General features: G+C 67.9%; 22 protein-coding genes. 14 read left to right on the plus strand and 8 right to left on the minus strand.

Translation table 11 applies throughout. The annotated features are described in order from the left end of the window. A partial coding sequence (locus ASC46_RS17130) for a transposase (protein WP_055460525.1) occupies nt 1-260 on the minus strand: 260 nt, incomplete at its 3' end. A gap of 474 nt (nt 261-734) precedes the next feature. Here ASC46_RS17130 and ASC46_RS21335 point away from each other — a divergent pair. Beyond that, the gene (locus ASC46_RS21335; protein WP_141659706.1) at nt 735-959 is read left to right on the plus strand and encodes a hypothetical protein; all 225 of its coding nucleotides are present in this window, start codon (nt 735-737) and stop codon (nt 957-959) included. Nucleotides 960-1,240: 281 nt separating this feature from the next. Here ASC46_RS21335 and ASC46_RS17135 read toward each other — a convergent pair whose 3' ends face one another. Next, nucleotides 1,241-3,358, minus strand: coding sequence for a hypothetical protein (locus ASC46_RS17135; RefSeq protein ID WP_055460526.1), 2,118 nt, complete (start codon nt 3,356-3,358; stop codon nt 1,241-1,243). Nucleotides 3,359-3,684: 326 nt separating this feature from the next. On the opposite strand from ASC46_RS17135, the gene ASC46_RS17140 reads away from it, so the two are divergent. The 6 genes from ASC46_RS17140 to ASC46_RS17165 all read left to right on the plus strand — a co-directional run bounded on the left by ASC46_RS17140 (nt 3,685) and on the right by ASC46_RS17165 (nt 9,578). Next, nucleotides 3,685-4,347, plus strand: coding sequence for a GntR family transcriptional regulator (locus ASC46_RS17140; protein WP_055460527.1), 663 nt, complete (start codon nt 3,685-3,687; stop codon nt 4,345-4,347). 88 nt (nt 4,348-4,435) lie between these two features. Beyond that, a complete protein-coding gene (bioB, locus tag ASC46_RS17145) occupies nt 4,436-5,458 on the plus strand; it encodes a biotin synthase BioB (protein WP_245280606.1) in 1,023 nt (340 codons plus the stop codon). Then, entirely contained in the window at nt 5,445-6,572 is a 1,128-nt protein-coding gene (locus tag ASC46_RS17150; RefSeq protein ID WP_055460529.1) for an 8-amino-7-oxononanoate synthase, read from the plus strand. The genes bioB and ASC46_RS17150 overlap by 14 nt, the downstream gene beginning before the upstream one ends. Then, on the plus strand, nt 6,569-7,312 hold the full coding sequence (bioD, locus tag ASC46_RS17155; protein WP_055460530.1) for an ATP-dependent dethiobiotin synthetase BioD: 744 nt from the start codon (nt 6,569-6,571) through the stop codon (nt 7,310-7,312). The genes ASC46_RS17150 and bioD overlap by 4 nt, the downstream gene beginning before the upstream one ends. Continuing rightward, nucleotides 7,312-8,601 (plus strand): adenosylmethionine--8-amino-7-oxononanoate transaminase, encoded by a 1,290-nt coding sequence (locus tag ASC46_RS17160; RefSeq protein WP_055460531.1) that lies wholly within the window; start codon nt 7,312-7,314, stop codon nt 8,599-8,601. Before bioD ends, ASC46_RS17160 begins: the two co-directional genes overlap by 1 nt. Then, nucleotides 8,601-9,578: a beta-ketoacyl-ACP synthase III gene (locus tag ASC46_RS17165; protein WP_055460532.1), complete on the plus strand. Its 978-nt coding sequence runs from the start codon at nt 8,601-8,603 to the stop codon at nt 9,576-9,578. Before ASC46_RS17160 ends, ASC46_RS17165 begins: the two co-directional genes overlap by 1 nt. Nucleotides 9,579-9,586: 8 nt before the next feature. Here the strand turns inward: ASC46_RS17165 and ASC46_RS17170 are convergent, their stop codons facing one another. After that, nucleotides 9,587-9,787 (minus strand): hypothetical protein, encoded by a 201-nt coding sequence (locus ASC46_RS17170; RefSeq protein WP_055460533.1) that lies wholly within the window; start codon nt 9,785-9,787, stop codon nt 9,587-9,589. 43 nt (nt 9,788-9,830) lie between these two features. Next, a complete protein-coding gene (locus ASC46_RS17175; RefSeq protein WP_055460534.1) occupies nt 9,831-10,751 on the minus strand; it encodes a LysR family transcriptional regulator in 921 nt (306 codons plus the stop codon). Between the two features lie 128 nt (nt 10,752-10,879). On the opposite strand from ASC46_RS17175, the gene ASC46_RS17180 reads away from it, so the two are divergent. Next, entirely contained in the window at nt 10,880-12,379 is a 1,500-nt protein-coding gene (locus tag ASC46_RS17180; protein WP_055460535.1) for a CoA-acylating methylmalonate-semialdehyde dehydrogenase, read from the plus strand. 68 nt (nt 12,380-12,447) lie between these two features. Here ASC46_RS17180 and ASC46_RS17185 read toward each other — a convergent pair whose 3' ends face one another. Together ASC46_RS17185 and ASC46_RS17190 are read right to left on the minus strand one after the other, a co-directional pair. Beyond that, complete coding sequence (locus ASC46_RS17185; RefSeq protein ID WP_072249551.1) at nt 12,448-14,253, minus strand: PAS domain S-box protein; 1,806 nt, start codon at nt 14,251-14,253, stop codon at nt 12,448-12,450. Nucleotides 14,254-14,424: 171 nt separating this feature from the next. Beyond that, nucleotides 14,425-15,027 carry a TetR/AcrR family transcriptional regulator gene (locus ASC46_RS17190; protein WP_055460643.1) on the minus strand — a complete coding sequence of 201 codons (603 nt, stop codon included), beginning with the start codon at nt 15,025-15,027 and terminating at the stop codon, nt 14,425-14,427. Nucleotides 15,028-15,131: 104 nt separating this feature from the next. Here ASC46_RS17190 and ASC46_RS17195 point away from each other — a divergent pair, with 104 nt between their 5' ends. Then, nucleotides 15,132-15,872: an SDR family oxidoreductase gene (locus ASC46_RS17195; RefSeq protein ID WP_055460536.1), complete on the plus strand. Its 741-nt coding sequence runs from the start codon at nt 15,132-15,134 to the stop codon at nt 15,870-15,872. A gap of 4 nt (nt 15,873-15,876) precedes the next feature. On the opposite strand, the gene ASC46_RS17200 is transcribed toward ASC46_RS17195, so the two are convergent. Further along, complete coding sequence (locus ASC46_RS17200; protein WP_082464889.1) at nt 15,877-16,620, minus strand: GntR family transcriptional regulator; 744 nt, start codon at nt 16,618-16,620, stop codon at nt 15,877-15,879. 113 nt (nt 16,621-16,733) lie between these two features. Between ASC46_RS17200 and ASC46_RS17205 the strand changes: the two genes are divergently transcribed. The 4 genes from ASC46_RS17205 (at nt 16,734) to uxuA (ending at nt 20,811) form a co-directional block, all read left to right on the plus strand. After that, a complete protein-coding gene (locus ASC46_RS17205) occupies nt 16,734-17,723 on the plus strand; it encodes a C4-dicarboxylate TRAP transporter substrate-binding protein (RefSeq protein WP_055460538.1) in 990 nt (329 codons plus the stop codon). A gap of 77 nt (nt 17,724-17,800) precedes the next feature. Then, nucleotides 17,801-18,331, plus strand: a complete 531-nt coding sequence (locus ASC46_RS17210) for a TRAP transporter small permease (protein ID WP_055460539.1) — start codon at nt 17,801-17,803, stop codon at nt 18,329-18,331. Between the two features lie 6 nt (nt 18,332-18,337). Beyond that, on the plus strand, nt 18,338-19,615 hold the full coding sequence (locus tag ASC46_RS17215; protein WP_055460540.1) for a TRAP transporter large permease: 1,278 nt from the start codon (nt 18,338-18,340) through the stop codon (nt 19,613-19,615). An 11-nt stretch (nt 19,616-19,626) separates the two neighbouring features. After that, nucleotides 19,627-20,811, plus strand: a complete 1,185-nt coding sequence (gene uxuA / locus ASC46_RS17220) for a mannonate dehydratase (protein ID WP_055460541.1) — start codon at nt 19,627-19,629, stop codon at nt 20,809-20,811. A 67-nt stretch (nt 20,812-20,878) separates the two neighbouring features. On the opposite strand, the gene ASC46_RS17225 is transcribed toward uxuA, so the two are convergent. Then, a complete protein-coding gene (locus ASC46_RS17225) occupies nt 20,879-21,811 on the minus strand; it encodes a hydrogen peroxide-inducible genes activator (protein ID WP_055460542.1) in 933 nt (310 codons plus the stop codon). Between the two features lie 100 nt (nt 21,812-21,911). On the opposite strand from ASC46_RS17225, the gene ASC46_RS17230 reads away from it, so the two are divergent. Then, nucleotides 21,912-23,375, plus strand: a complete 1,464-nt coding sequence (locus tag ASC46_RS17230) for a catalase (protein ID WP_055460543.1) — start codon at nt 21,912-21,914, stop codon at nt 23,373-23,375. Nucleotides 23,376-23,378 lie beyond the last annotated feature (3 nt).

A 23,378-nucleotide genomic window follows, 5' to 3' on the forward strand; every position in this document is an offset into this window, starting at 1 on the left:
TTTTTTCCCAGCAGGTCTTTCAACCCCGCATTGTCGAGCATCGCATCCGCCAGCAGCCGCTTCAGCCTGGCATTCTCGTCCTCGAGCGCGCGCAGACGTTTCGCCTCGCTCAGCTCCAGCCCGCCATACTTGGCCTTCCACGCATAGAAAGTCGCGCTCGACATCCCGTGCTTGCGGCACAGATCCAGCACCACCGCCCCCGCATCGGCCTCCTTCAAAATGCCAATGATCTGCTCGTCCGAAAACCGCTTCCGCTTCATCCAATCCGTCCCTCTGCTGGGCCGGACTCTACTCGCAAGTGGAGGAAAAACAGGGGGTCAGGTCAATCGCCGTTTACGACACCACGAGAATGGCCGATAGATCTCGATAGTTCACAGGATTTTTCTAGCTAGGTTCGCTCCCGAAAGCCCAGCAAAATCAAAAGGCTAGGTTTTGACGGTACCTTACACGGCATACTCAGCCGTTGAAATTATTTTTCGCAGATTTATCAGATGCTTAGGGCTAAAAAAATATTCGAGTGGGAATGATTCAGGGCCCGCCCAAGGTATCCTGCAGTATCCTGCGATTTCGTCATGATATAATTAAATAGTATATAAACAGAACGGATTAACATCCGGCGTCTACCTTCGTGCTCCTGATCGACAGTGTTCTCGACGTGGCCGAGAAGCGCTTGATCAAGTGGCGGCCGAACGTGGTAGAAAGGCCGGCGTGACGGGGAGGGGCCTCTCCGAAAGATGGCCAATCTCGTCGACAGACAGCTAGCCGGTGACCTGACGGAAAACCAGATCACGGCCGGCTGTCAGCAGGGCGATATTCGTTGGAGCCTGCTCGATTGGTTGATTGATTTTACCCGCCCGTGCGGCGATGAGTGCCGAGCAGCGTATTGTCACCGGAACAAGCGGCATTCGCCAACTGTCGTGGCGCTGAACGCAAAACTCTCCGAGCACTGCTCCACATGATCAAAGACAGTTCGCTTGGCGGCAGGGCGGTCGGAAAACGACGGGCTGGTCCCGCTCAACACCGTCGAGACTGCGTGGTGTGATTGCCGACGGCGTGGCCGTCCTGCGCGCGACGGCAGGAGCGGGTTGTGCATCGGAGCCGGTCGAGAAAACGTCGCCCGAAACGCCCGCAACGATGATCGCGCGGGGCGCGGGCCACTGAACCGTCCGCCGCGGCGCGGAGAAACATGCGCGCCCTGTCGGTCCCCGCCACGTGTGGCCGGGACCGCTCCTGCCTTGCGTCAGCCTGCGAGCAAACCCTCGCGCGGCCCTTCGCGGTCCGGCGCTTTTTGCAGGGCTTCCTGCCTCAGGTCGATGCCCCGCTGCGCATGGGCGATGTAGGCGGCGTCTTCGCCGTAGCGGTTGAGCGCGATGCCGGCCCGGGCGCGCGCCAGGAAAGCAGCCTCCTCCACGGAGGCGGCCGGCGCGGCCGCTGCAACCTCCGGCGTTGCGGGGCGCGGTGGGGGTAAAGAAGACCGCTCGGGCTGCGCCGGCGCCGGCGTTCGGGATGCGGCTTCCGGCACGAGGGCGGCGGCGAGCTGCGCCCCACGGGCGACGGCGACGATGTCTTGGGCAACCCTGTCGCGCGCCAGCTTGCCGTCCTTCTTCTCCTGCCTGCTGAGGACCTTCAGGCTGCTGCGCAGATAATGATCCTCGGCGCGTGGATCGGCGGCCCTGAGCGCGGCGAGGTGTTCCGGCTTCATGAGATGCGGGCCACGGCCAGCGAGGTTGAGATGGCCTGCGATGTCAATTGCCCCGTCCTTGATGACGCGGTGCATCGTTTTCTCGAAGATGGCCTTTTGAACCGGGCCGGAGGCGGCGAGGAGCCGCGTCCGCGGATCGTTGTCCATCCTCTCCTTCAGGCGAGTGCGCACATCGCCGGCCGTGCCCGCAAACGACTGCGGGGGATAATCCTTGTGGAAGAGTTCCGTCAGCCGCATCACATCCGCAGGGAGAAGCCCCGTGCGGTGGCCCGACGAGAGGTCCGCCACACGTTTCGCGACCTTCTCCCGTCGGCTCAGCGCGTCGGCGGGGGCGGCCGGGTCTTCCTCCGCGAGCACCTGATCGATCAGGCCGTGCAGCTTGGCTACGACGGTGCGTCGCTGGGCATCTGCATAATGGCCGGCGAGGACGGCGAGCGCGCCGTCGGAGCCGGCGGTCCGCACCAGTTCATCCGGCGCGGACGCCTCGGCGGCGGCATGCGCCAATTCCGATGCGCCCTCTCCGCGGAAGCGCGCCTCCTTCTTCTCGTAGACGATCTTCTCCACCGCGGCGCCGACCGTCAGCGGCGCGCCGACGGCCGCGAGCAGGACGCCGACGAGGCCGGCGACGCCGGTGAGCGAGGCGATGCTGCCGGCCGCCATCAGGCTCTGCCCGGCCGCCATGCCCGCGCCATGGACGATGGAATGGTGCCTGTTGTAATAGCCGAGCCGCTTGAGCCCCTGGTCGACCGCCCGGAAGACTGCGGGGTCGAGGAGGTTGCGGACGCCCCGCAGTGCCAGCCTGTCTCCCTTCAACTGCCGGTGGCGCATCACGCCCGTCACGCATTTCGACGCGCCGACCGCGGCCATGGCGAGCTGCGAGGGCAGGAACGCGGCCGTCGCGGCCGTGCCGAGCACGGCCGCAGCGGTCGTGGCTCCTTGGCTTGCCGCCGAGCCGGCCGGTGCAGCGCCCTCGACGATGCCGGCTATCGAATCTGCCATCGACAGCACCATGCCGGCCGTCATGCCCGTCATCGCCGCCGCCGTTGGGATGCTGAAGTTGCGGTCGATCTTCTCGGAGGTGGCCGTCGATCTGTCCCGTGCATAGCGGGCGGCCTGATAGGCGAGGGTCGCGTTCGGCTGTTCGCCATTTCCGCCGGCTTCCGGTCGCGCTGCCGCGGTCTTCCGCGCGAGGTCCATCACCGCTTCCGCAATGTCCTGGGGTGGCACGGTTCTGCCGGTGCAGGCGGAGACAAGGCCCTGTGACTCCCTGAACATTCCCTTGATTCGCTCGACATCGGCCGGTGACGTGCCGGATCGCTCCAGCAGGTCGATGATCGCCTCCTCGCGCTCGTGCAGCTTCTGCAGCAGCAGGGGGAAATCCTGCCTGAAGCGCTCGAGGCACTCGTCGATGGTGCCCTTGGCACCCACGGCGACGAAGGGCGTCGCGACGCCAAGGATGGCAAGCGTGGCGATGGCCTGCTGCAGCTGCGGCAGGGACATGCCGAGCAGCGAGGCGAAATCGTCGATCCCGTCGACCGATCGCAGGTTCTCATAGGCGGCGACGAAGGGGGCCTTGAACGCATTCCTGTCGCTGGCGTTTTCGATGCGGAAGGCCGGGCGTGAGGAAAACGGCAGAAGCTGTGAGAGGGATGGCACATCGGCCTCCTTTCAATCGACTCGTTGCAGGCTTGATGGTCCGAAGGTGGGTTCGGACAGCTTTTTCTGAGATGTTGTTGAATATATTTTAGATATTGTATTTTAATTTTTCTTTATAGGCGGCGTGTAGTCACGTTATTGTAATCTGTTTATAGAGGTAGCGGTAGATCGGCGGAAAACGCAAGTATAGCGCTCAATGAATGCTGTATTTCCGTGGCGGTCAGGGTGGGCGCGCCCGTCGTGTGGCGCTTGCCCGCTGTGGCTGGACCGGCAACGCCGTCCGCCCTCTGTCGACAGCCGGGCGTGCGTGTTTTATCTATAAAATCATGACACGAGAGCCTGAAGAGACGGTTGCGTCCAAGATCACCCGCATCCTCGCCGAGCGGATCGTATCGGGGGCGTTGGCGCCCGGGGAGAAGCTGCGGCAGGACCATATCGCTGCCGAGTTCGGCGCGAGCCACGTGCCTGTGCGGGAAGCCTTCCGCCGGCTGGAGGCGCAGGGGCTCGCCGTCAGTGAGCCGCGGCGCGGCGTGCGCGTCGCTGCCTTCGATCCTGCCGAGATGCGTGAGGTGGCCGAGATGCGCTCGGCTCTCGAGGCGCTGGCGCTGCGCCATGCCGTGCCGCATCTCACTCCTGCCATGCTCGCCGAGGCGGAGCGGGCGGCTGATGCGGCGGATCGCTGCCGCGATATCCGTTCCTGGGAGGCGGCGAACCGGCGCTTTCACCGGCTCCTCCTTGCGCCTTGCGGGATGCCGCGGCTGCTGCGGACGATCGACGACCTGCATGCGGCGAGCGCGCGCTTCCTCGTCGGAGGCTCGGCGGCGGCGTGGGAGCCGCGCGTCGATGTCGAGCATCGGGCCATTCTTGCCGCCCTGCGTAGAGGCGACGCTGATGCTGCCTGCGCGACGCTCGCCCGCCACGTCAAGCGCATCGGTCCCCTGCCGCGGCGGGCGCGGGTTGAGCAGGGCGGATATCCGCTCTTCGGCTGACGGCTAGAGATCGGATTGCCATTTTATAGATCGTGTGGAATCCATTGATGAGTGGATTCGCTATTTTATCTATAAAATGGAGTGGCCGATGCTCGAGACACCAACCGGAGAGGCCGAGGCGACAGGGCAGGCTGGCACCGGGCAGGCGGGTTTCTGGACATTGCAGCAGGCGCAGGCGCTCCACGGGCTGCCGTTCAACGATCTCATCCATGGCGCCCATGCGGTGCACCGGCGCCATTTCGACCCCAATGCCATCCAGCTCAGCCGTCTCCTGAGCATCAAGACGGGCGGCTGCCCGGAGGATTGCGGCTATTGCTCGCAGAGCGCCCGCTACGACACGGGCGTCAAGGCGACCCGGTTGATGGCGCTCGAGGAGGTCGTCGCCGCCGCCCGCCGCGCGAAGGCGGAGGGCGCGACGCGCTTCTGCATGGGGGCGGCCTGGCGCAGTCCGAAGCCGCGCGACCTCGCCCGCGTCGCCGCCATGGTCGAGGCCGTGAAGGCCCTCGGACTCGAAACCTGCGCCACGCTCGGCATGCTGACCGGGGAGGAAGCCGGGGCGTTGCGCGCCGCCGGGCTCGACTACTACAACCACAATGTCGACACCTCGCCCGGCTTCTACGGCGAGATCATTTCGACGCGCACCCTGGAAGACCGGCTCGCGACACTGGCCAACGCGCGCGAGGCGGGCCTCAAGCTGTGCTGCGGTGGCATTGTCGGCCTCGGAGAGACGCTCGACGACCGGCTCGCCATGCTGGTCCTGCTCGCCAATCTCGACCCCGCGCCCGAAAGCGTACCGCTCAACCTGTGGAACGAGGTGGCGGGCGTACCCGTCGCCGCGCGGGCGGAGCGGCCGGACGCCATCGCCTTCGCACGTCTCGTCGCGGTGGCGCGCATCATGATGCCGCAAAGCGTGCTGCGCCTGTCGGCCGGCCGGCAGTACATGAGCGACGAGGCGCAGGCCCTGTGCTTCTTCGCAGGGGCCAATTCGCTCTTCCTCGGCGAGACGCTGCTGACGACCCGCAACGCGAGCGAGGAGCGGGATGCGGCGCTCTTCGCACGCCTTGGCCTCACCGCGATGCCGGCCGGCGAGGGTGTCGATGCCGACGCATGAGGCGGCCCTTGCGGCGCTCGGCCGACGCGGGCGGCTGCGCGCGCTGGCGCCGCGCTGCGGCATCGACTTCACGTCCAACGACTATCTCGGCCTCAGCGGGAGCGAGGCGCTGCGCGAGGCTGCGGCCGCCGCGCTCGCCCGCGGCGTGCCGGCGGGGGCGGGCGGCTCGCGCCTGCTGCGCGGCAACCACGCCGAGCACGAGGCGCTGGAGGAGGAGGCGGCGGCCTTCTTCGGCGCCGAGAGCACGCTCTTCTTCGCGGGCGGCTTTGCCGCCAATGCCGCCCTCGTCGCCACCTTGCCGCGCCGCGGCGATCTCGTCGTCCACGATGCGCTGATCCACGCCAGCGTGCACGAGGGGCTCGCTGCCTCGCCGGCCGAGGCCGTCGCGGTGCCGCACAACGATGCCGATGCCGTCGCCGATGCGATCCGCCGCTTCAGGGCGGCGGGCGGGCGCGGCCGCGTGTGGATCGCCGCCGAGACGCTCTATGGCATGGACGGCGACGTCGCCCCGCTCGCGGACCTTGCGGCGATCGCCGACCGGCACGAGGCCATGCTGCTCCTCGACGAGGCCCATGCGACCGGCATCTGCGGGCCCGGCGGGCGGGGCCTCGCCGCCGCGCTCGAGGGGCAGGCGAATGTCGTAACGCTGCACACCTGCGGCAAGGCGGTCGGCGTCATGGGCGCGCTCGTCTGCCTGCCGCGCTCTTTGCGCGACTACATGATCAACCGCGCGCGCGGCTTCATCTATGCCACCGCTCCGTCGCCCCTCGTCGCCGCCATGGTGCGCGCGGCGCTCGGCCTCGCTTCTGCGGCCGACGACCGCCGGCAGCGCCTCGCAGCGCTCGTCGCTCACGCGCGAGCAGGTCTCACCCGCTGCGGCCTGCCCGCGACGGCGACGCACATCCAGCCCGTCATCCTCGGCGCGGACCGCCGGGCGAGCGCCGTCGCGGCCGCCTTGCAGGAAGAGGGGTTCGACGTGCGTGCCATCCGCCCGCCGACGGTACCGCCCGGCACGGCGCGCCTGCGCATTGCGCTGACGCTGCACGTGGACGAGGCGGCGATCGGCGCGCTCATGGCGGCGCTCGGCCGCTTCATGAAGGGGAGGACGTCTTGAGCGGCTTCATCGTCACCGGCACCGATACCGGCATCGGCAAGACCGTCTTCTGCGCCGCGCTCGTCGGCGCGCTCGGCGGATTCTACTGGAAGCCAGTGCAGGCCGGCCTTGACGGAGAGACGGATTCGGAGACAGTGCGCCGCCTCTCCGGCCTGCAGGATAGCCATGTCCTGCTCGAGGCGTACCGTCTCGCCTTGCCGGCCTCGCCCCACCGCGCCGCGGAGGCGGAAGGCGTTGTGATCGATGTGGGATCGCGCCCCCCGACGCACACCATAGGGCGCGAGAGCACCATCGCTCCCTCGCCCCGCCGCAGGCGGGAGGAGGGGGATCCGGGCGCCCCCGGCTCAGTGGCCTCTTCGCGCGATCTGGGCGCGCTCACCCTGCCCACCGTCGCCGGCCCGCTCGTCGTCGAGGGCGCCGGCGGGCCGATGGTTCCGCTGACGCGGGGCACGCTGTTCATCGATGTCTTCGCTGCCTGGGGCCTGCCGGTCATCCTCTGCGCCGCGACGCGCCTCGGCACCATCAACCACGCGCTGCTCGCCCTCGAGGCCCTGAAGCGGCGGCACATTCCCGTCCACGGCGTCGCCTTCATCGGCGAGCCGAACGAGGACAGCGAGGCCATCATCGCCGAGTTCGGCGTCGTGCGTCGCCTCGGTCGCCTGCCGCTTCTGCCGCTGCTGACGCGGGAAACGCTCGCTTCGGCCTTCGCCGCCGGTTTCGATCCGGCCGACTTTCGGTGATGACCATGAATTATCGCACGACCTTCGCCGGCCCGTCTCCGGTCTGGCATCCCTTTACCCAGCACGCGCTCGCGCCCGAGCCGCCGCTCGTCCTGCGCGGTGAGGGCGCGTGGCTGACGACGGCGACGGGCGAGCGCATTCTCGACGCCATCTCCTCCTGGTGGGTCATCACCCACGGCCATTGCCATCCGCGCATCGTGGCGGCGATCCGCGAACAGGCCGGGGACCTCGACCAGGTCATCTTCGCCGGCCATACGCATCCGGCGGCCGAGGCGCTGGCGCGCCGGCTGGTGGCGCGGGCGCCGGAGGGGCTCGCCCATGTCTTCTTCTCCGACAGCGGCTCCACCGCCGTCGAGGTCGCGCTCAAGATGGCGGTCGGCTACTGGCGCAACATCGGCGAGCCGCGCAGCCGCATCCTCGCACTGGAGCACGGCTATCACGGCGACACCATCGGCACGATGTCGGCGGGCGCGCGCGGCATCTACAACGTTGCCTACGAGCCACTGCTCTTCGATGTCGCCCGCCTGCCGTTCCCGGCTGAGGGCCGCGAGGAGGCGACGCTCACCGCGCTCGAGGCCACGTGCCGGGAAGCGCCCTGCGCCGCGCTGCTCGTCGAGCCGCTCATCCTCGGCGCCGGCGGCATGTTGGTCTATCCGGCCTGGGTGCTCGCCGAGATGCGCCGCATCTGCGAGCGCCACGGCGTGCTCCTCATCGCCGACGAGGTGATGACCGGTTTCGGCCGCACGGGCCGGCTCTTCGCCTGCGAGCACGCCGCTATCGCGCCGGATATCCTGTGCTGCGCCAAGGGCCTCACCGGCGGCGCGCTACCGCTTGCCGTCACGCTCTGCCGCCGCGAGATCTTCGACGCCCATTATTCCGAGGACCGCCGACGCACCTTCTTCCATTCGAGCTCGTTCACGGCCAATCCCATCGCCTGCGCCGCGGCCAACGCCAATCTCGACATCTGGGACGCGGAGCCGGTCGGCGAGCGCATCGCCGCTCTGGGCGCCTTGCAAGAGGAGCGGCTGGCGCGCTTCCGCGACGATGCGCGCTTCGCCTGGGTGCGGCGCCTCGGCACCGTCGCGGCGCTCGACCTCACCGTCGACGATCCCGGTTATCTCGCCGGCATCGGCCCGCAGCTCGCGGCCTTCTTCCGCGAAAGGGGCCTCCTGCTGCGCCCGCTCGGCAACACCGTCTACGTCATGCCGCCCTATTGCGTGACCGCCGAGGACCTCGACCGCATCTACGCCGCCGTCGCCGCGGCGGCGGAGCGGTTCGGGCGGGCTTGATGGGCGGGACCCGCATCGCCGGCCTCGGCCATCATGCCCCGGCGCGCGTCGTGGCGAATGCCGAGATCGAGGCAAGGCTCGGTCTCGACGAGGGCTGGATCGCCCGGCGCACCGGCATCCGCGAGCGGCGCTGGGCGGCTGCGGACGAGGCGGTGAGCGACCTTGCCGTGCCGGCGGCGGCGATGGCGCTCGCCGAAGCAGGCATGGCGCCCGATGCCTTCGGCCTCGTCCTCCTCGCCACCAGCACACCCGACCACCTGTTGCCGCCGACCGCGCCGCTCGTCGCGCAGCGGCTCGGCCTCTCCTGCGGGGCGGTGGACCTCACGGGCGCCTGCGCCGGCTTCCTCTATGCCTTCGTGCTGGCGGAGGGGTTCGTGCGCGCGACGGGGCGGGCGGTGCTCGTGATCGCGGCCAACATCCTGTCCCGGCGCATCGATCCGGACGATCGCATGACGGCGGCGCTCTTCGCCGATGCCGCCGGGGCGCTCGTCCTCGCGCCTGATGGGCGCCGCGAGGCCGGGCTTCTCGCCTCGGCGCTCGCGAGTGATGGCACCGGCTACGACCTCATCCAGATCCCCGCCGGCGGCAGCCGCCGTGCGCTGACGGCGGACACGCCCGCACGCGACGGCCGCATGGTGATGCGTGACGGGCGCGCCGTCTTCGCCGCGGCGGTGGAGATGATGGTCTCTTCCTGCCGGCAGGTGTTCGCGGAAGCGGCGATCGCGGCGGACGAAATCGCCTGTTTCGCGCCGCATCAGGCCAATGGCCGCATGATCGCGGCGGTGGCCGACAAGCTGGCGATCGGGCCGGAGCGAACGCTGTCCACCCTCGCCGAATTCGGCAACACGTCCGCGGCGACCATTCCCTTTTCCCTGTCCCAGGCAAAAGGCGCGCGCAGGCTCGGTCAAGGCGACTTGCTGCTCCTCGCCGCGGCGGGCGCGGGCCTTGCCGGGGGAGCGGCCATCTACCGCCTGTAGCAGGCGGATCAGGTCAGTGCTGCGCCGGCTCGGCGATGACCGCGTCGCGGTCGGGGTTGCTGCCTCTCGGAGCAGTGCTGATCGCAGCAGGCGCTGCGCACCAGAAGCGGCAGCTCCGCGCCGAGATGAGCGGCGAGCTCGACCGACAGCCGGTTGCGCCATTCCTCATTTGCTTTGATCGCGGGCTTGAAGGCATCATCTGCCGCCAACGAGGCTTCGCCGCTTCGGTTCCGGTCCGCAGGACCGGGATCGCTATCGCTCTGTATTCCCGAGCGCGTCATCCGCACCTGCGACGACGAATGCGTCGCGCGCCTCGCGCACGCTCGCCGTGATGCGGCGCGCCACGGCGGCGACGCGGCGCGTGTCGTGCGTGTCGGGATGGGCGATCAGCCAGTAGCTCCGCATGAAGCGGATGTGAGGCAGGAGCCGCTTGAGCTCGGGATATTGCATGGCGGCATAGTCGTGCAGGATGCCGACGCCGTGGCCGGCCCGCACCGCCTCCATCTGGCCGACGACGCTGCCGCATTCGAAGCGCCGGTGCATCAGCCGGCCGAGGGTCGCCGCATAGTCGAGCGCGCGGCTGTAGACGAAGTCCTCCACGTAGGTGACGAAGAGGTGGCCGGCGAGGTCCTCCTCGCGCGTGATGGCACCGCTGCGGGTGAGGTAGCTCTCCGCTGCATAGACGCTGAGCGTATAATCCGTGAGCTTCTTCACGATGACGCGGCCCTGCTTCGGCCGGTCGAGCGTGATGACAAGATCGGCCTCGCGCCGCGACAGGGAGAAGGTGCGCGGCAAAGGCACGAGCTGGATGACGAGGTCGGGATGTTCGGCGGCGAGCGCGCCGAGCGCGCGCGAGAGAAAATAGTTGCCGAGCCCGTCCGGGGCGCCGACACGCACGGTGCCGCCGATCGCCTCGGCGGTGCCGGACAGTTGCGCCTCCACCTTGAGGAACTCGGATTCGGCCCGCTCTGCCGCGGCCATCAGCGCCTCGCCCGCGGGCGTCAGGGCGCAGCCGTTGGTCTGGCGCTCGACAAGCTTCGTGGCGAGTTCCTCCTCGAGGGCCGTGAGCTGGCGCCCCACCGTGGCGTGGTTGAGCCCGAGGCGCCGGGCGGCGCCGAGGATCTGCCCGGTACGGGCCACGGCGAGAAAGATGCGGATGCGGTCCCAGTCCATCAGACGACTATAGTTTTTGCACATCAGAGCCGCAATATCGGCCATTGATGTGCAAATCTCTGGAAACGATAAGGGGGGCGGTTCAATCGGCCCGACGCTCCGGTCCGAGTCTTCTGGGAGGATCTGCCATGCCGACCGACATTCCCCATTTCATCGGCGGTCGCCGCGTTGCCGGCCGCAGCGGCCGCACCGCCGCCGTCTTCAATCCGGCCACGGGCGAAGAGACGGGCGTCGTGGCGCTCGCAAGCACGGACGAGGTGCGCGAGGCCGTCGCCGCGGCGAAGAAGGCCCTTCCCGAATGGGCTGGCACGACGCCGCTGCGCCGCGCGCGCATCCTCAACCGCTTCCTGCGCATCCTCGAGGAGCGCACGGACGAACTCGCCGCCGTCATCACCGCCGAGCACGGCAAGGTGCTGTCCGACGCCAGGGGCGAGATCCAGCGCGGCATGGAGGTGGTGGAATTCGCCACCGCGGCGCCGCAGCTCCTCAAGGGCGAAGTGACGGAGAACGTCGGCACGCGCGTCGACAGCCACTCGCTGCGCCAGCCGCTCGGCATCGTCGCCGGCATCACGCCCTTCAACTTCCCGGCCATGGTGCCGATGTGGATGTTTCCGGTGGCGCTCGCCTGCGGCAACTGCTTCATTCTGAAGCCGTCGGAGCGCGATCCCTCCGCCTCGCTGCTGCTCGCCGCCTGGCTGAAGGAGGCCGGCGTGCCGGATGGCGTCTTCAACGTCGTGCACGGCGACAAGGAGGCGGTCGACGCCATCCTCTTCGACCCCGACATCTCCGCCGTCAGCTTCGTCGGCTCCACCCCGATCGCCCGTTACATCTACGAGACGGCGGCGCGCACCGGCAAGCGCTGCCAGGCGCTGGGCGGCGCCAAAAACCACATGATCGTCATGCCCGACGCCGACATGGACCAGGCGGTCGACGCGCTCATGGGCGCCGCCTACGGCTCGGCCGGCGAGCGCTGCATGGCGATCTCGGTCGCGGTGCCGATCGGCGAGAAGACGGCGGATGCGCTCATCGCCAAGCTCGAGCCGCGCGTGCGCGCCCTCAAGATCGGCCCCGGCACCGATCCCGACGCCGAGATGGGCCCGCTCGTCACCAAGCAGCATCTCGAGCGCGTGCGCGGCTATGTCGATACCGGCGTGGCGGAAGGCGCAAAGCTCGTCGTCGACGGCCGTGGCTTCCGGATGCAGGGCTACGAGAACGGCTATTTCATCGGCGGCACGCTGTTCGACAACGTTACGACCGACATGACGATCTACAAGGAGGAGATCTTCGGCCCCGTGCTCGCCGTCGCCCGCGCCGATTCCTACGAGACGGCCGCCCGCATGATCAACGAGCACGAGTTCGGCAACGGCACCGCCATCTTCACGCGTGACGGCGACGCCGCGCGCGAGTTCGCGCACCAGATCCAGGTGGGCATGATCGGCATCAACGTCCCGATCCCGGTGCCGATGGCCTTCCACTCCTTCGGCGGCTGGAAGGCGTCGCTCTTCGGCGACCACCACATGCACGGGCCGGAGGGCGTACGCTTCTATACGCGGCTGAAGACCATCACCAGCCGCTGGCCGACCGGCATCCGCGCCGGGGCCGACTTCGTCATGCCGACGATGCGCTGACGCGCCCCGGACCTGCCGCACCCGAAGGCCGCCGCCGGCTGCCCGGCGGCGGCCTTCGTCGTGTGAAGTCAGGCGCCGAGCCGCTCGGCCGGGATGCTGAGCCGCATGACGAGGCCCTCGCGCGACCATTCGCGCGCCAGCGCGCCGCCCAGTTGCCGCACCGTCGAGCGCGCGAGCGAGCTGCCGAAGCCTTCCTCCGCCGGCGGATGCTGGATGGGCGGTCCGCCGTGCTCCCGCCAGAGGATCGTCACCCGGTCGCCATCCAGCGCCCAGCGGATCGTGATCCGTCCTGTCGGGCTGGAAAGGGCACCGTACTTGGCGGCGTTGGTCGCGAACTCGTGCATCAGAAGCGCGATGCCAGTGAGTGCCGGGCCGCCGATGGGCAGGTCGGTGCCGTCGAGCGCAAGGCGACCGGGCGCCGACGCCTCGCGATACGGTTCGAGGATGGCTTCGATGAGCGCCCTGAGCGTCGTGCTGCGCATGCCGTCGCCGGCTGCAGCATGCAGCGTCAGTTCGTGCGCCCGGGCGAGTGCGGCGAGTCGCTCGCGGATCGCGTCGGTCACAGTTTCCGCACCGGCCGCACGGCCGCTGAGGCTGACGATGCCGATCGCGAGGGCGAAGAGATTCTTGATCCGGTGGTTCATCTCCCGCAGCAACAATGCCTGCTGCTCCTCGGCCTGCCGCCGGTCCGTGATATTGCGGGCGATCTTCGAGGCCCCGATGATCCGTCCCGCGCCGTCATGAATGGGCGAGACGGTGAGCGAGACATCGACGAGCCTGCCGTCCTTGCAGCGACGCACGGTCTCGTAATGGTCAACGCGTTCGCCCCGGCGGATGCGTTCGAGAATGGAGGGCTCCTCGTCCGGCCGGTCGTCGGGGATCAGGATCATGACCGGTCGGCCGATGGCTTCGGCCGCCGTATAGCCATAGAGGCGCTCGGCGCCTCCGTTCCAGCTTGTCACGATGCCGTCGAGGTCGGTGCTGATGATGGCATCGTCACTCGACTCGACGATCAGGGCGAGCCGGCGGGCAGCTTCTTCGGCGTGCAGCCGTTCCGTCATGTCGACGAGGACGTTGACGGCGCCGACGAGATGGCCCGATGCGTCGAAGAGCGGTGTCGGATAGGGGAGAAACGGCACCCTGGTGCCGTCCGGCCGTTCGGCCACCGCGTCGAGGCCGCGGATTGGTCGCTTTTCCTTGAGCGCCATGGCCATCGGGCATTCGTCGTGCGGCAATGGCGTTCCGTCGGGCCAGAAGAGCTTCCACGAGCCGCAGAACTCGCTCTTGCCCAGTTCCGGGCGGCAGCCCCAGAGGTTTGCCGCCGCCTCGTTGTAGAAAGTGATCCGCCCCTGCGCGTCCGTCATGTAGATCGCGGCCGGCAGGAGGCTCAACAGCTCGTGCGAGCGCAGGGCCTCGTTATAGACCTGCTCCTGTTGCTGCCGGTGTTCCGTGATGTCGCGGAAGCAGTTGATCGCCCCCGTGATCGCGCCGGCGGCGTTGAACAGCGGGTTGATGTTGACGAGAGCCAGAATGCGCGTCCTGTCCGGCCGCTCGATCACGATCTCCGCGTTGCGAACAGGCGCGCCTGTCCGCAAGGTTTCCGCCATGGGGTGCTGCCCGTGGGGCAGGAGCGAGCCATCCGGACGATAAAGACGAACAGCACCGCCGAACCGCTCGCTCGGGTCGTTGAGTCTCGGCCTGCGACCCCACAGATCAGCGGCACCCTGGTTGTAGCGGACGATACGCCCTTCGTGGTCGCAGATATAGAATGCGCCCGGGAAGAGGTCGAGCAGGCGCTCGATGTCCAGCCAACTGTCGGTGGGCTCGCGTTCCACTTGTGACAGCGGCAAAGAGGTAACGTCGGAGCTGCTCATCGGCAACCTATGCGATAGACACTGCGTGATGCCCGGCGGCCGACAATCTTGCTCCGTCGAAGTGCCATGGCCGCTAGTTGTTGGTGGTCACTCTCGGAAATGCAAGCATATTCGTCGCTGCGCTGCGAACGGCGGGGGGAAGACGGCGGTGGGGAGGGTCGTTCGCCGGCTTCAGGTGGTCAGCTTGTCCCATGCCGCCATGGCGCAGCCGGCCACGGAAAGCAGCGTCTCGCGCGATGCCCCGTCGCGCGCCCTGATGGACAGGCCGTGCTGCACGGTGGCATAGAAATTCGCGATGGCGGCGCAATCAGCATGGTTCGGGATCTCGCCGTCGGTGACCGCCCGCTCCAGCCGCTCCTCGAGGATGCGGACACCGTCCAGCCGACGCTTCTTTAGGTCGTCGCGGATGGCGGGGCTGGCGCATTCGGGTTGGGGCGCCCCGAGCACGATCAGGCAGCCGCGCGGTTCGGGTCCGCTCGTATAGGCAAGGGCGGTCGCTTCGAGCAGATGTGCCACCGCCTCCCGTGCGGTCGGCGCCTTGGCGATCTCTTCCCAGATGCCTTTGCCTTCGGTCTCGACATAGAACGCAACCGCTTCGCGAAAGAGGCCTTCCTTGCTACCGAAAGCGGCGTAGAGGCTGGGCGGGTTCAGCCCCATGGCAGCGGTCAGATCCGCCATCGAGGCATTGTCGTAGCCCTTCTGCCAGAAGACCTCCATCGCCTGGCGAAGGGCCGCCGTGCGGTCGAAGCTGCGGGGGCGTCCACGCTGGGCCATCGGGCTCGTCACCATTTTATGTATCGATTGATAAAATAAAGCCCTTGACGGCTGGCGGCAAGCGCGTAGCTTTTGTGTATCGTTCGTTACACAAAGGACCAGCCATGGCCGTTCTTCAGGACAAAGTCGCGCTCGTCACCGGTGGCAGCCGCGGTATCGGTGCGGCGATCGCGCGCCGCCTCGCCGCCCGGGGGGCAGAGGTTGCGATCACCTATGCGCATGCGCAGGACAAGGCGGCACGCGTCGTCGCCGACATTGAAGCGGCCGGCGGCAAGGCGCGGGCAATCCGGGCCGACAACCGCGATCCCGGAGCGGTAACGGCGGCCGTCGACGCCGTCGCCGCCCCGAAGGGAAGGATCGATATCCTTGTCAACAACGCCGGCATCTTCGAGACGGGCGAGATTGTGGACCTGACGGCCGAGCACTTCAACCGCATGGTCGACGTCAACCTGCGTGCCGTCTTTCTGGCATCGAGCCGGGCGGCCCGGGCGATGGGAGAGGGCGGGCGCATCGTCACCATCGGCAGCACGCTCGCCGTGCGCGTTCCGTGGCCCGGCATCAGCCTCTACGCCATGACGAAGGCGGCGCTCGTCGGCTTGACGAAAGGCATGGCGCGGGATCTCGGCCCGCGGGGCATCACGGCCAATATCGTCCATCCCGGCTCCACCGACACCGACATGAACCCGGCCGACGGCGAGAGCGCCGATCTGCAGCGCGGCCTTATGGCCATCGCGCGCTATGGCCGACCGGAGGACGTCGCCGATCTCGTGGCTTGGCTCGTCGGGCCGACCGCGGCTTCCGTCACGGGCGCCGAATTCACCATCGACGGCGGCGCCAACGCCTGAGGCCTCAGGCCGGCGCCGCGTCGCGGCCGAAGGTAGCGCTCGCCGCCTCGCGGGCGTGGGCAGGCATCTCGTCGTCCTCGAACAGCTCCGGATGCGCCCGGGCGAGGCGGGGCAGGGAGTTCAGGATCTCGCGCAGGTGCAGGCGCATGGCATCGCCCGCCCGCTGCGCGTCGCGACAGGCGATCGCCCGGACGATCTCCGCGTGCTGGTCGATCAGCAGCGACATGGGCGAGGCTGCCGGCAGGCTGAGGTAGCGTACCCGGTCCATCTGCGCCTTCACGTCCTCGATGAACGGCCAGGCGCTCGCGCATTCCACCGCCTCGGCCAGGGTGCGGTGGAAGGCCTCGTCGTAGCGCAGGAAGAGGCGCTGGTCGTCGCTGGCCGCCGCCTCCTTCTGCAGCGCGATGAGTTCGCCGAGCCGGTCGAGCGCCTCGGGGGGCGCCACCGCGCAGGCTGTCGTCGCCACAGCCACCTCGACCGCCTCGCGCACGAATCGCGCATTGGCGACGTCCCTCATGGAGATTCTCACCACGAAGGTGCCGCGCTGCGGCAGGATGCGCACGAGCCCCGCCTCGCTCAGCTTGATGAAGGCCTCGCGTACCGGCTGGCGGCTGACCCCGAAGCGGGCGCCGATCTCCTGCTCCGACAAACGCTGCCCCGGCAGATATTCCAGCGTCACGATCGCCTGCCTGAGCAGGCGATAGATCTGCGGCGCGATGGCCGCCGCAGGATCGACTTCGTTTCTCACGCAGCTTTCCTCCCGGGCGTCTTGCATTTTGCTATAACCATACTACCATACCAGTTAAGCGAGCGGGATAGGCATAAGGCTCGTTCGCCGGGGAAACCTCTGGGAGATTGCTGATGTTCATCCATCGAGTCGTCCTGTCCGCCTGCGCGGGCCTTGCGGCGCTTGCCGCCGCCACCACCATGTCGAGCGCCGCGCTTGCGGCCAAGTATCAATTGAACATCAACACGGCGCTGACGACGGACGACCCCATCTACAAGGGGCTCGAGCGCTTGCGCGACCGTATGAAGGAGCGCAGCAACGGCGAGTTCGAGATCCGTATCTTCTCCGGCTCGCAGCTCGGCAAGGACGAGGACGTGCTCGAGCAGGCGCGCGCCGGCGCCAATGTCGCGGTCGTCGTCGACGGCGGCCGTCTCGCCGTCTTCGTGCCTGAATTCGGTGTCCTTGGCGGCCCCTTTCTCGCCAGCGGCTACGACGGCGTGCGCAAGGTCGTGACGTCGCCGCTCTTCGACGCATGGGCGCAGAAGCTGCGCAAGGCCTCCGGCCACGAGGTGCTGTCCTTCAACTGGTGGCAGGGTGAGCGGCATCTGCTCACCAACAAGCCGGTGTCGAAGCCGGCGGACCTCGCCGGCGTCCGCATGCGCACCCCCGGCGCGCCGGTCTGGATCGAGACCATCCGCGCGATGGGCGCGACGCCGACGCCCATGGCCTGGGCTGAGGTCTATCCGGCACTGCAGCAGCAGGCCATCGACGCCGTGGAGGCGCAGACGCCGGCCGCTTACGGCGCCCGTCTCTACGAGGTCACCAAGCACATGACCAAGACGGGCCACATCAATCTCATTACCGGCCTCGTCACCAGCGCCGGCTGGTTCGACGGCCTGCCCGCCGACATGCAGACCGCGCTGAAGGAAGAGGCCCTGGCCGCCGGCGACTTCGCCTCCCGCACGACCGAGGAGGCCATCGGTACCTACGAGAAGGACATGGCCGCCAAGGGCGTGACGATCACCGAGATCGACGTTACCCCCTTCCGCGAGGCGACGGCGGACGTCTACGGCAAGCTCGGCTATGCTGAGCTCAAGAAGACCATCGACGAGATGTTGAAGTAATCACGACGGGCCGCCTTGCCAGGCCCCCGCCCGGGCCGCTGCTTTGGTGGCGGCCCGTTTCCATTCGGAGACGCTCCATGCGCTTCTTGCTCGCGCTGGAGGATGCGCTCGCCAAGCTCCTGCTCGGCGCGATCGTCCTCCTCGTCTTTCTGGCGGCCATGGCCCGCACTTTCGGCCATCCGCTGATCTGGTCCGTGGACCTCGCCCAGCTCTTCTTCGTCTGGCTCGCCATGCTCGGGGCCAACAAGGCGCTGCGCATCAAGGCGCATGTCGGCGTCGATTTCTTCGTGCGCAAGCTGCCCGTCAGGCTGCGCCACGGCCTCGAGATCCTCTTGGGGCTCATGACGCTCGCCTTCCTTCTCACCATGGCCTGGCAGGGCGCGCGTCTGACGATGCTCAACCTCGAGCGCGTCTATGGCGACAGCGGCATCTCCTACGGCTGGGTGACGGGCGCGGTACCGGCCGGTTGCCTGCTGCTCGCCCTCACGCTCACCGTCCACCTCGTGCGCAGCCTCGCCGGCGCCTTCACCGGCGGCTCCCTCGGCCCGAACCTCGTTTTCGCGCGGCCCGACGAGGACATGGCCGGCGCCAGCCACGCCGCGGAGTGACAGGCGATGCTGCTTCTCGGTGCGATCTTCTTCGTCCTGATGTTCGCCGGCCTGCCGATCGCTTTTGCCATCGGCATCGCGGGCTTCAGCTTCTTTCTCGGTGCCGGCTCGATCCCGGTGTCCATCGGCGTGCAGCAGGTGGCCACGGCCTCGCAGAGCTTCCCGCTGCTCGCGGTGCCCTTCTTCGTGCTCGCCGGCCACATGATGAACCGCACGGGCATCACGACCCGGCTCATCGCCTGCTCAAACGTGCTCGTCTCGTGGATGGCCGGCGGCCTCGCCCAGGTCTGCATCGTGCTGTCGACCCTGATGGGCGGCGTCTCCGGCTCGGCCGTCGCCGATGCCGCCATGGAGGCGCGCATCCTCGGGCCGGACATGATCCGGCGCGGCTATTCGCGCGGCTTCACCGGCGCGGTCATCGCCGTCGGCTCGCTGATCACGGCGACCATCCCGCCGAGCCTCGGCCTCATCCTCTACGGCTTCGTCGGCAACGTCTCCATCGGCAAGCTGTTCCTCGCCGGCGTCATCCCCGGCCTCGTCATGATGGCGGCGATGATGTTCACGGCCTGGCTCGTCGCCCGCAAGCGCGGCTACCAGGCGGAGGGCGCCGAACTGCCGACGGCGCGCGACGTGTGGCGCGCGATCCGCGATGCCAAATGGGCGCTGCTCTTCCCCGTCATCCTGCTCGTCGCCATTCGCGGCGGTATCTTCACAGCCTCCGAGGTCGGGGCCTTCGCGGTTGTCTATGCCATGCTCGTCGGCGTGCTGCTGCACCGGGAGCTGACCTGGTCCGGCCTCGTCGAAGCGCTCGGCGAAGCAGTGCTCGACGTCGGCGTCATCATGCTCATCATCCTGATGTCGGGCATGGTCGGTTACGCCATCATCTTCGAACAGGCGCCGCAGACGATCGCTGCGGCGATGCTCGGGCTGACGCAGGAGCCGGTGCTCGTCATCCTGCTCATCCTCCTCTTCCTGTTCATCGCCGGGCTCTTCGTCGAATCGACCGTGCTCGTCCTCATGCTGACGCCGATCTTCGTGCCGCTCGTCACGCGGCTCGGGGTCGATCCCGTGCACTTCGGCATCCTGATGATGTCGGTCATCACCCTCGGCGGCATGACCCCGCCGGTAGGCGTCGCGATGTACACGGTCTGCGGCATCCTGCGCTGCCCGGTCGAGGAGTATTTCCGGGAATCGCTGCCGTTCCTCGCCGCGATCATCCTCGTCATCCTCGCGCTCGCCCTGCTGCCGGGCGTCGTCCTGTTCCTTCCCAATATCGTCGGCTGAGGCGCTCTCTCATGGAAGAAACGTTCCGATGGTTCGGTCCGGCGGACCCAGTGCGGCTGAACGAAATCCGGCAGACCGGCGCGCGTGGCATCGTCACGGCGTTGCACGACATCCCCTATGGCGAAGTCTGGCCCCTCGAGGCGATCATGGAACGCAGGCGCCTGATCGAGGCCGATCGGAGCCTCGGCCTGCGCTGGAGCGTCGTCGAGAGCCTGCCGGTGCACGAGAACATCAAGCTCGGGGAGGGGGATCTGCGTCCCCTCTTCGACAACTACCGCACCTCGCTGCGCAATCTCGCCGCCGCGGGCGTCACCACCGTCTGCTACAATTTTATGCCGCTGCTCGACTGGATGCGGACGGATCTTGCCTATCCCCAGCCTGGCGGCGCGCTCGCGCTTCGTTTCGACGCCCATCTCCATGCGGCCTTCGACTGCTTTATGCTGGAGCGGCCGGGTGCTGCGGCGGAGTTTTCGCCGGAGGTGCTGGCCCGCGCGAGGGCGTGGTTCGACGCCTCGACCGAGGCCGACCGACAGCGCCTGCTCGACACGATCATGGCCGGCCTGCCGGGCGCCTACACGCGCTACGACGTGCCGGGCCTGAAGGCCGTGCTCGCGCGCTACGACGGCTTCGGCGTCGCGGACCTGCGCGCCAACCTTAAGCGCTTCCTCGAGGAGGTGGTGCCGACGGCGGAGGAGGCGGGCGTGCGCCTGTGTGTGCATCCGGACGATCCGCCGCGACCGCTCTTCGGCCTGCCGCGCATCGTCTCGAATGCAGAGGATCTTGCCTATATCGTCGCGGCCGCGCCATCGCCCGCGAATGGCATTACGCTGTGCACAGGCTCGCTCGGCGCCAGGGCCGATAATGATCTTCCGACGATCGCGCGCCGCTTCGCAGCCCACATCCATTTTGCACATCTGCGCAATGTGAAGCGCGACGCGGACAGCAGCTTCATGGAGAGCGAGCATCTCGACGGCGACGTCGACATGGTGGCCGTCATCGTCGCGCTGCATGCGGAAGAGCAGCGCCGCGCGCGCGAGGGCCGGGCGGATCGGCAGATACCCATGCGCCCCGACCATGGGCAGGTGCTGCTCGACGACGGTTCGCGCAAGACGCATCCGGGCTATCCGCTCGTCGGCCGGCTGCGGGGACTCGCCGAACTGCGCGGCGTGATGAAGGCGGTGGCCGCGCTCACCTGAGCGGGCCTGACCGGCTTTCGCAGAATTCGGCAACGCGCCGGGGCCTTCGTCCCGGCGCGTTGTCGCTTCAAGCGGCCTCCCGCTCGCGCTGCTTGACGTCCGTGAGGATCTGGCCCGCCACCTGCCGGACGATGGCGGCGAGCGCCTCGAAATCCCTGCGGCGGGAGGAACTACGTCGCCAGGCAAGGCCGATGGTGCGATAGGGCTCGGGATCGGCGAAGCGCACGAGCCGGATGCGGGCATCTTGTCCGACCTCCACGGGCACGGCGATCTCCGGCACGAGGGTCAGGCCATAGCCGTTGGCGACGAGTTGGACGATCGTCGCCAGGCTGGAAGCCCCGAACTGCTGTCGCTGCGTCGCTCCCGGCATGCCGCAGAAGGTCAACGCCTGCTCGCGCAGGCAATGCCCCTCCTCGAGGAGGAGGAGACGCTTGAGATCGAGCGTCTCCGGCTGAGGCCGCTGATGGGCCGGCATGTCCTCCGCCGCGGGCATGGCGAGCAGGAAATTGTCGTCGAACAGCGGCACGGCCTCGATATCCGGATGGTCGATGGGCAGCGACATCAGGACGACGTCCACCCGCCCGGCCACCAGCTCGTCGAGGAGCTGGGCCGTGAGCGTCTCGCGGATGTTGAGCGACAGCGCGGGATAGGCCTCGGTGATCTCGGGCAGGATGCGTGGCAGGACATAGGGCGCGATCGAGGGAATGATGCCGAGCTGCAGCGGCCCGGACAGCACCTCCTGACGGGTGCGCGCATATTCCATGAGATCGCGCGCTGCCACGAGGATCTCCCGGGCGCGCCGGGCCACCTCGTGGCCCATCTCCGTCAGCTGGACGTCGCCCCTACGCCGCTCGATGAGGACCGTGCCGAGCAAGGCCTCGAATTCCTGCATCTGCATCGATAGCGCCGGCTGGGTGACCGAGCATTCTTCCGCCGCGCGGCGGAAATGACGATGGCGGGACAGGGCCTCGAAATATCTGAGATGGCGCAGAGTGATCATGGCAATCAGTCTTTCTTATCAACTGAGTAAGGTAAAACAATTGGACCTGATACGGAACTATCCTCAATGTCGCGTTCAGAAACGTGAAAGGAGAGGTTCGATGTCGAAATCGACGATGACGACGGCCAGTGGCGCGCCTGTGGCGGACAACCAGAACAGCCTCAGCGCCGGACCCCGCGGCCCGCTCCTGATGCAGGATTTCCATCTTCTCGAGAAGCTGGCGCACCAGAACCGCGAACGCATTCCCGAGCGCACGGTCCACGCCAAGGGCTCGGGTGCCTACGGGACGCTGACCATTACCAACGACATCAGCCGCTACTCCCGCGCAAAGATCTTCTCGCAGATCGGCAAGCAGACCGAAGCCTTCCTCCGCTTCTCGACCGTGGCGGGCGAGCGCGGCGCCGCTGATGCCGAGCGCGACGTGCGCGGCTTTGCCCTGCGCTTCTACACGGAAGAGGGCAACTGGGACATCGTCGGCAACAACACGCCGGTCTTCTTCGTGCGCGACCCGCTGAAGTTCCCCGACTTCATCCATACCCAGAAGCGCCACCCCGTCACCAACCTGCGCTCGAACACCGCCATGTGGGACTTCTGGTCCCTGTCGCCGGAGAGTCTGCACCAGGTGACAATCCTGATGTCCGACCGCGGACTGCCGCAAAACTACCGGCAAATGCACGGCTTCGGCTCGCACACCTATTCCTTCGTCAATGCCGCGGGCGAGCGCTTCTGGGTGAAGTTCCACTTCAAGTCGATGCAAGGCATCGCGACCTGGACCAATGCCGAGGCCGAGCAGGTGATCGGCAAGGACCGTGAATCGGCCCAGCGGGACCTCTTTGAGTCGATCGAGAAGGGCAACTATCCACGCTGGCGCTTCTGTATCCAGGTGATGCCGGAGCTCGACGCCGAAAAGACGCCGTACAATCCCTTCGACCTCACCAAGGTGTGGCCGCACGCCGACTATCCGCTCATCGAGGTCGGCATCCTCGAGCTCAACCGCAACCCGCAGAACTACTTCGCGGAGGTCGAGCAGGCCGGCCTGACGCCCGCCAACGTGGTGCCGGGCGTCGGCTTCTCGCCCGACAAGATGCTGCAGGCGCGCATCTTCTCCTACGCGGATGCGCATCGCTACCGGCTCGGCATCAACCACCACCAGATCCCGGTGAACCAGCCGCGTTGCCCGGTGCACACCTACCACGCCGATGGCGCCATGCGCCTCGCAGGCCACGCCAATGCGAACGCCTATTACGAGCCGAACAGCTTCGGCGGCCCGGCCCAGAACCCGGACTATGCCGAGCCGCCGCTGAAGATCTCGGGCGATGCGGCGCGCTACGACCATCGCGCGGGCAACGATGACTACACCCAGCCCGGCAACCTCTTCCGCCTGATGCCCGCCGACGCGCAGGAGCGGCTGATGGACAACATCGCCGCCGCCATGGACGGCGTGCCCGAGGAGATCGTGCGCCGGCAGATCGTGCACTTCCACCGGGCCGACCCGGCCTATGGCGCCGGCGTCGCCCGCCGCATGGGCGTCGACGTCGGCTCGCTTGCGACGGCCGCGGAATAGGCT

It is taken from the genome of Chelatococcus sambhunathii (assembly GCF_001418005.1).
Lineage (GTDB): Bacteria > Pseudomonadota > Alphaproteobacteria > Rhizobiales > Beijerinckiaceae > Chelatococcus_A > Chelatococcus_A sambhunathii.

Bases quoted from the DNA above. Each gene is read 5' to 3' on its own strand.
- ASC46_RS21335 (WP_141659706.1), top strand. From the start codon at position 735: ATGGCCAATCTCGTCGACAGACAGCTAGCCGGTGACCTGACGGAAAAC.
- ASC46_RS17150 (WP_055460529.1), top strand. From the start codon at position 5,445: ATGCCGACGCATGAGGCGGCCCTTGCGGCGCTCGGCCGACGCGGGCGG.
- ASC46_RS17165 (WP_055460532.1), top strand. From the start codon at position 8,601: ATGGGCGGGACCCGCATCGCCGGCCTCGGCCATCATGCCCCGGCGCGC.
- ASC46_RS17210 (WP_055460539.1), top strand. From the start codon at position 17,801: ATGCGCTTCTTGCTCGCGCTGGAGGATGCGCTCGCCAAGCTCCTGCTC.
- ASC46_RS17160 (WP_055460531.1), top strand. From the start codon at position 7,312: ATGACCATGAATTATCGCACGACCTTCGCCGGCCCGTCTCCGGTCTGG.
- ASC46_RS17140 (WP_055460527.1), top strand. From the start codon at position 3,685: ATGACACGAGAGCCTGAAGAGACGGTTGCGTCCAAGATCACCCGCATC.
- ASC46_RS17175 (WP_055460534.1), bottom strand. From the start codon at position 10,751: ATGGACTGGGACCGCATCCGCATCTTTCTCGCCGTGGCCCGTACCGGG.
- ASC46_RS17195 (WP_055460536.1), top strand. From the start codon at position 15,132: ATGGCCGTTCTTCAGGACAAAGTCGCGCTCGTCACCGGTGGCAGCCGC.
- bioB (WP_245280606.1), top strand. From the start codon at position 4,436: ATGCTCGAGACACCAACCGGAGAGGCCGAGGCGACAGGGCAGGCTGGC.
- ASC46_RS17225 (WP_055460542.1), bottom strand. From the start codon at position 21,811: ATGATCACTCTGCGCCATCTCAGATATTTCGAGGCCCTGTCCCGCCAT.
- ASC46_RS17230 (WP_055460543.1), top strand. From the start codon at position 21,912: ATGTCGAAATCGACGATGACGACGGCCAGTGGCGCGCCTGTGGCGGAC.
- ASC46_RS17190 (WP_055460643.1), bottom strand. From the start codon at position 15,027: ATGGCCCAGCGTGGACGCCCCCGCAGCTTCGACCGCACGGCGGCCCTT.
- ASC46_RS17185 (WP_072249551.1), bottom strand. From the start codon at position 14,253: ATGAGCAGCTCCGACGTTACCTCTTTGCCGCTGTCACAAGTGGAACGC.
- ASC46_RS17205 (WP_055460538.1), top strand. From the start codon at position 16,734: ATGTTCATCCATCGAGTCGTCCTGTCCGCCTGCGCGGGCCTTGCGGCG.
- ASC46_RS17180 (WP_055460535.1), top strand. From the start codon at position 10,880: ATGCCGACCGACATTCCCCATTTCATCGGCGGTCGCCGCGTTGCCGGC.
- uxuA (WP_055460541.1), top strand. From the start codon at position 19,627: ATGGAAGAAACGTTCCGATGGTTCGGTCCGGCGGACCCAGTGCGGCTG.
- ASC46_RS17215 (WP_055460540.1), top strand. From the start codon at position 18,338: ATGCTGCTTCTCGGTGCGATCTTCTTCGTCCTGATGTTCGCCGGCCTG.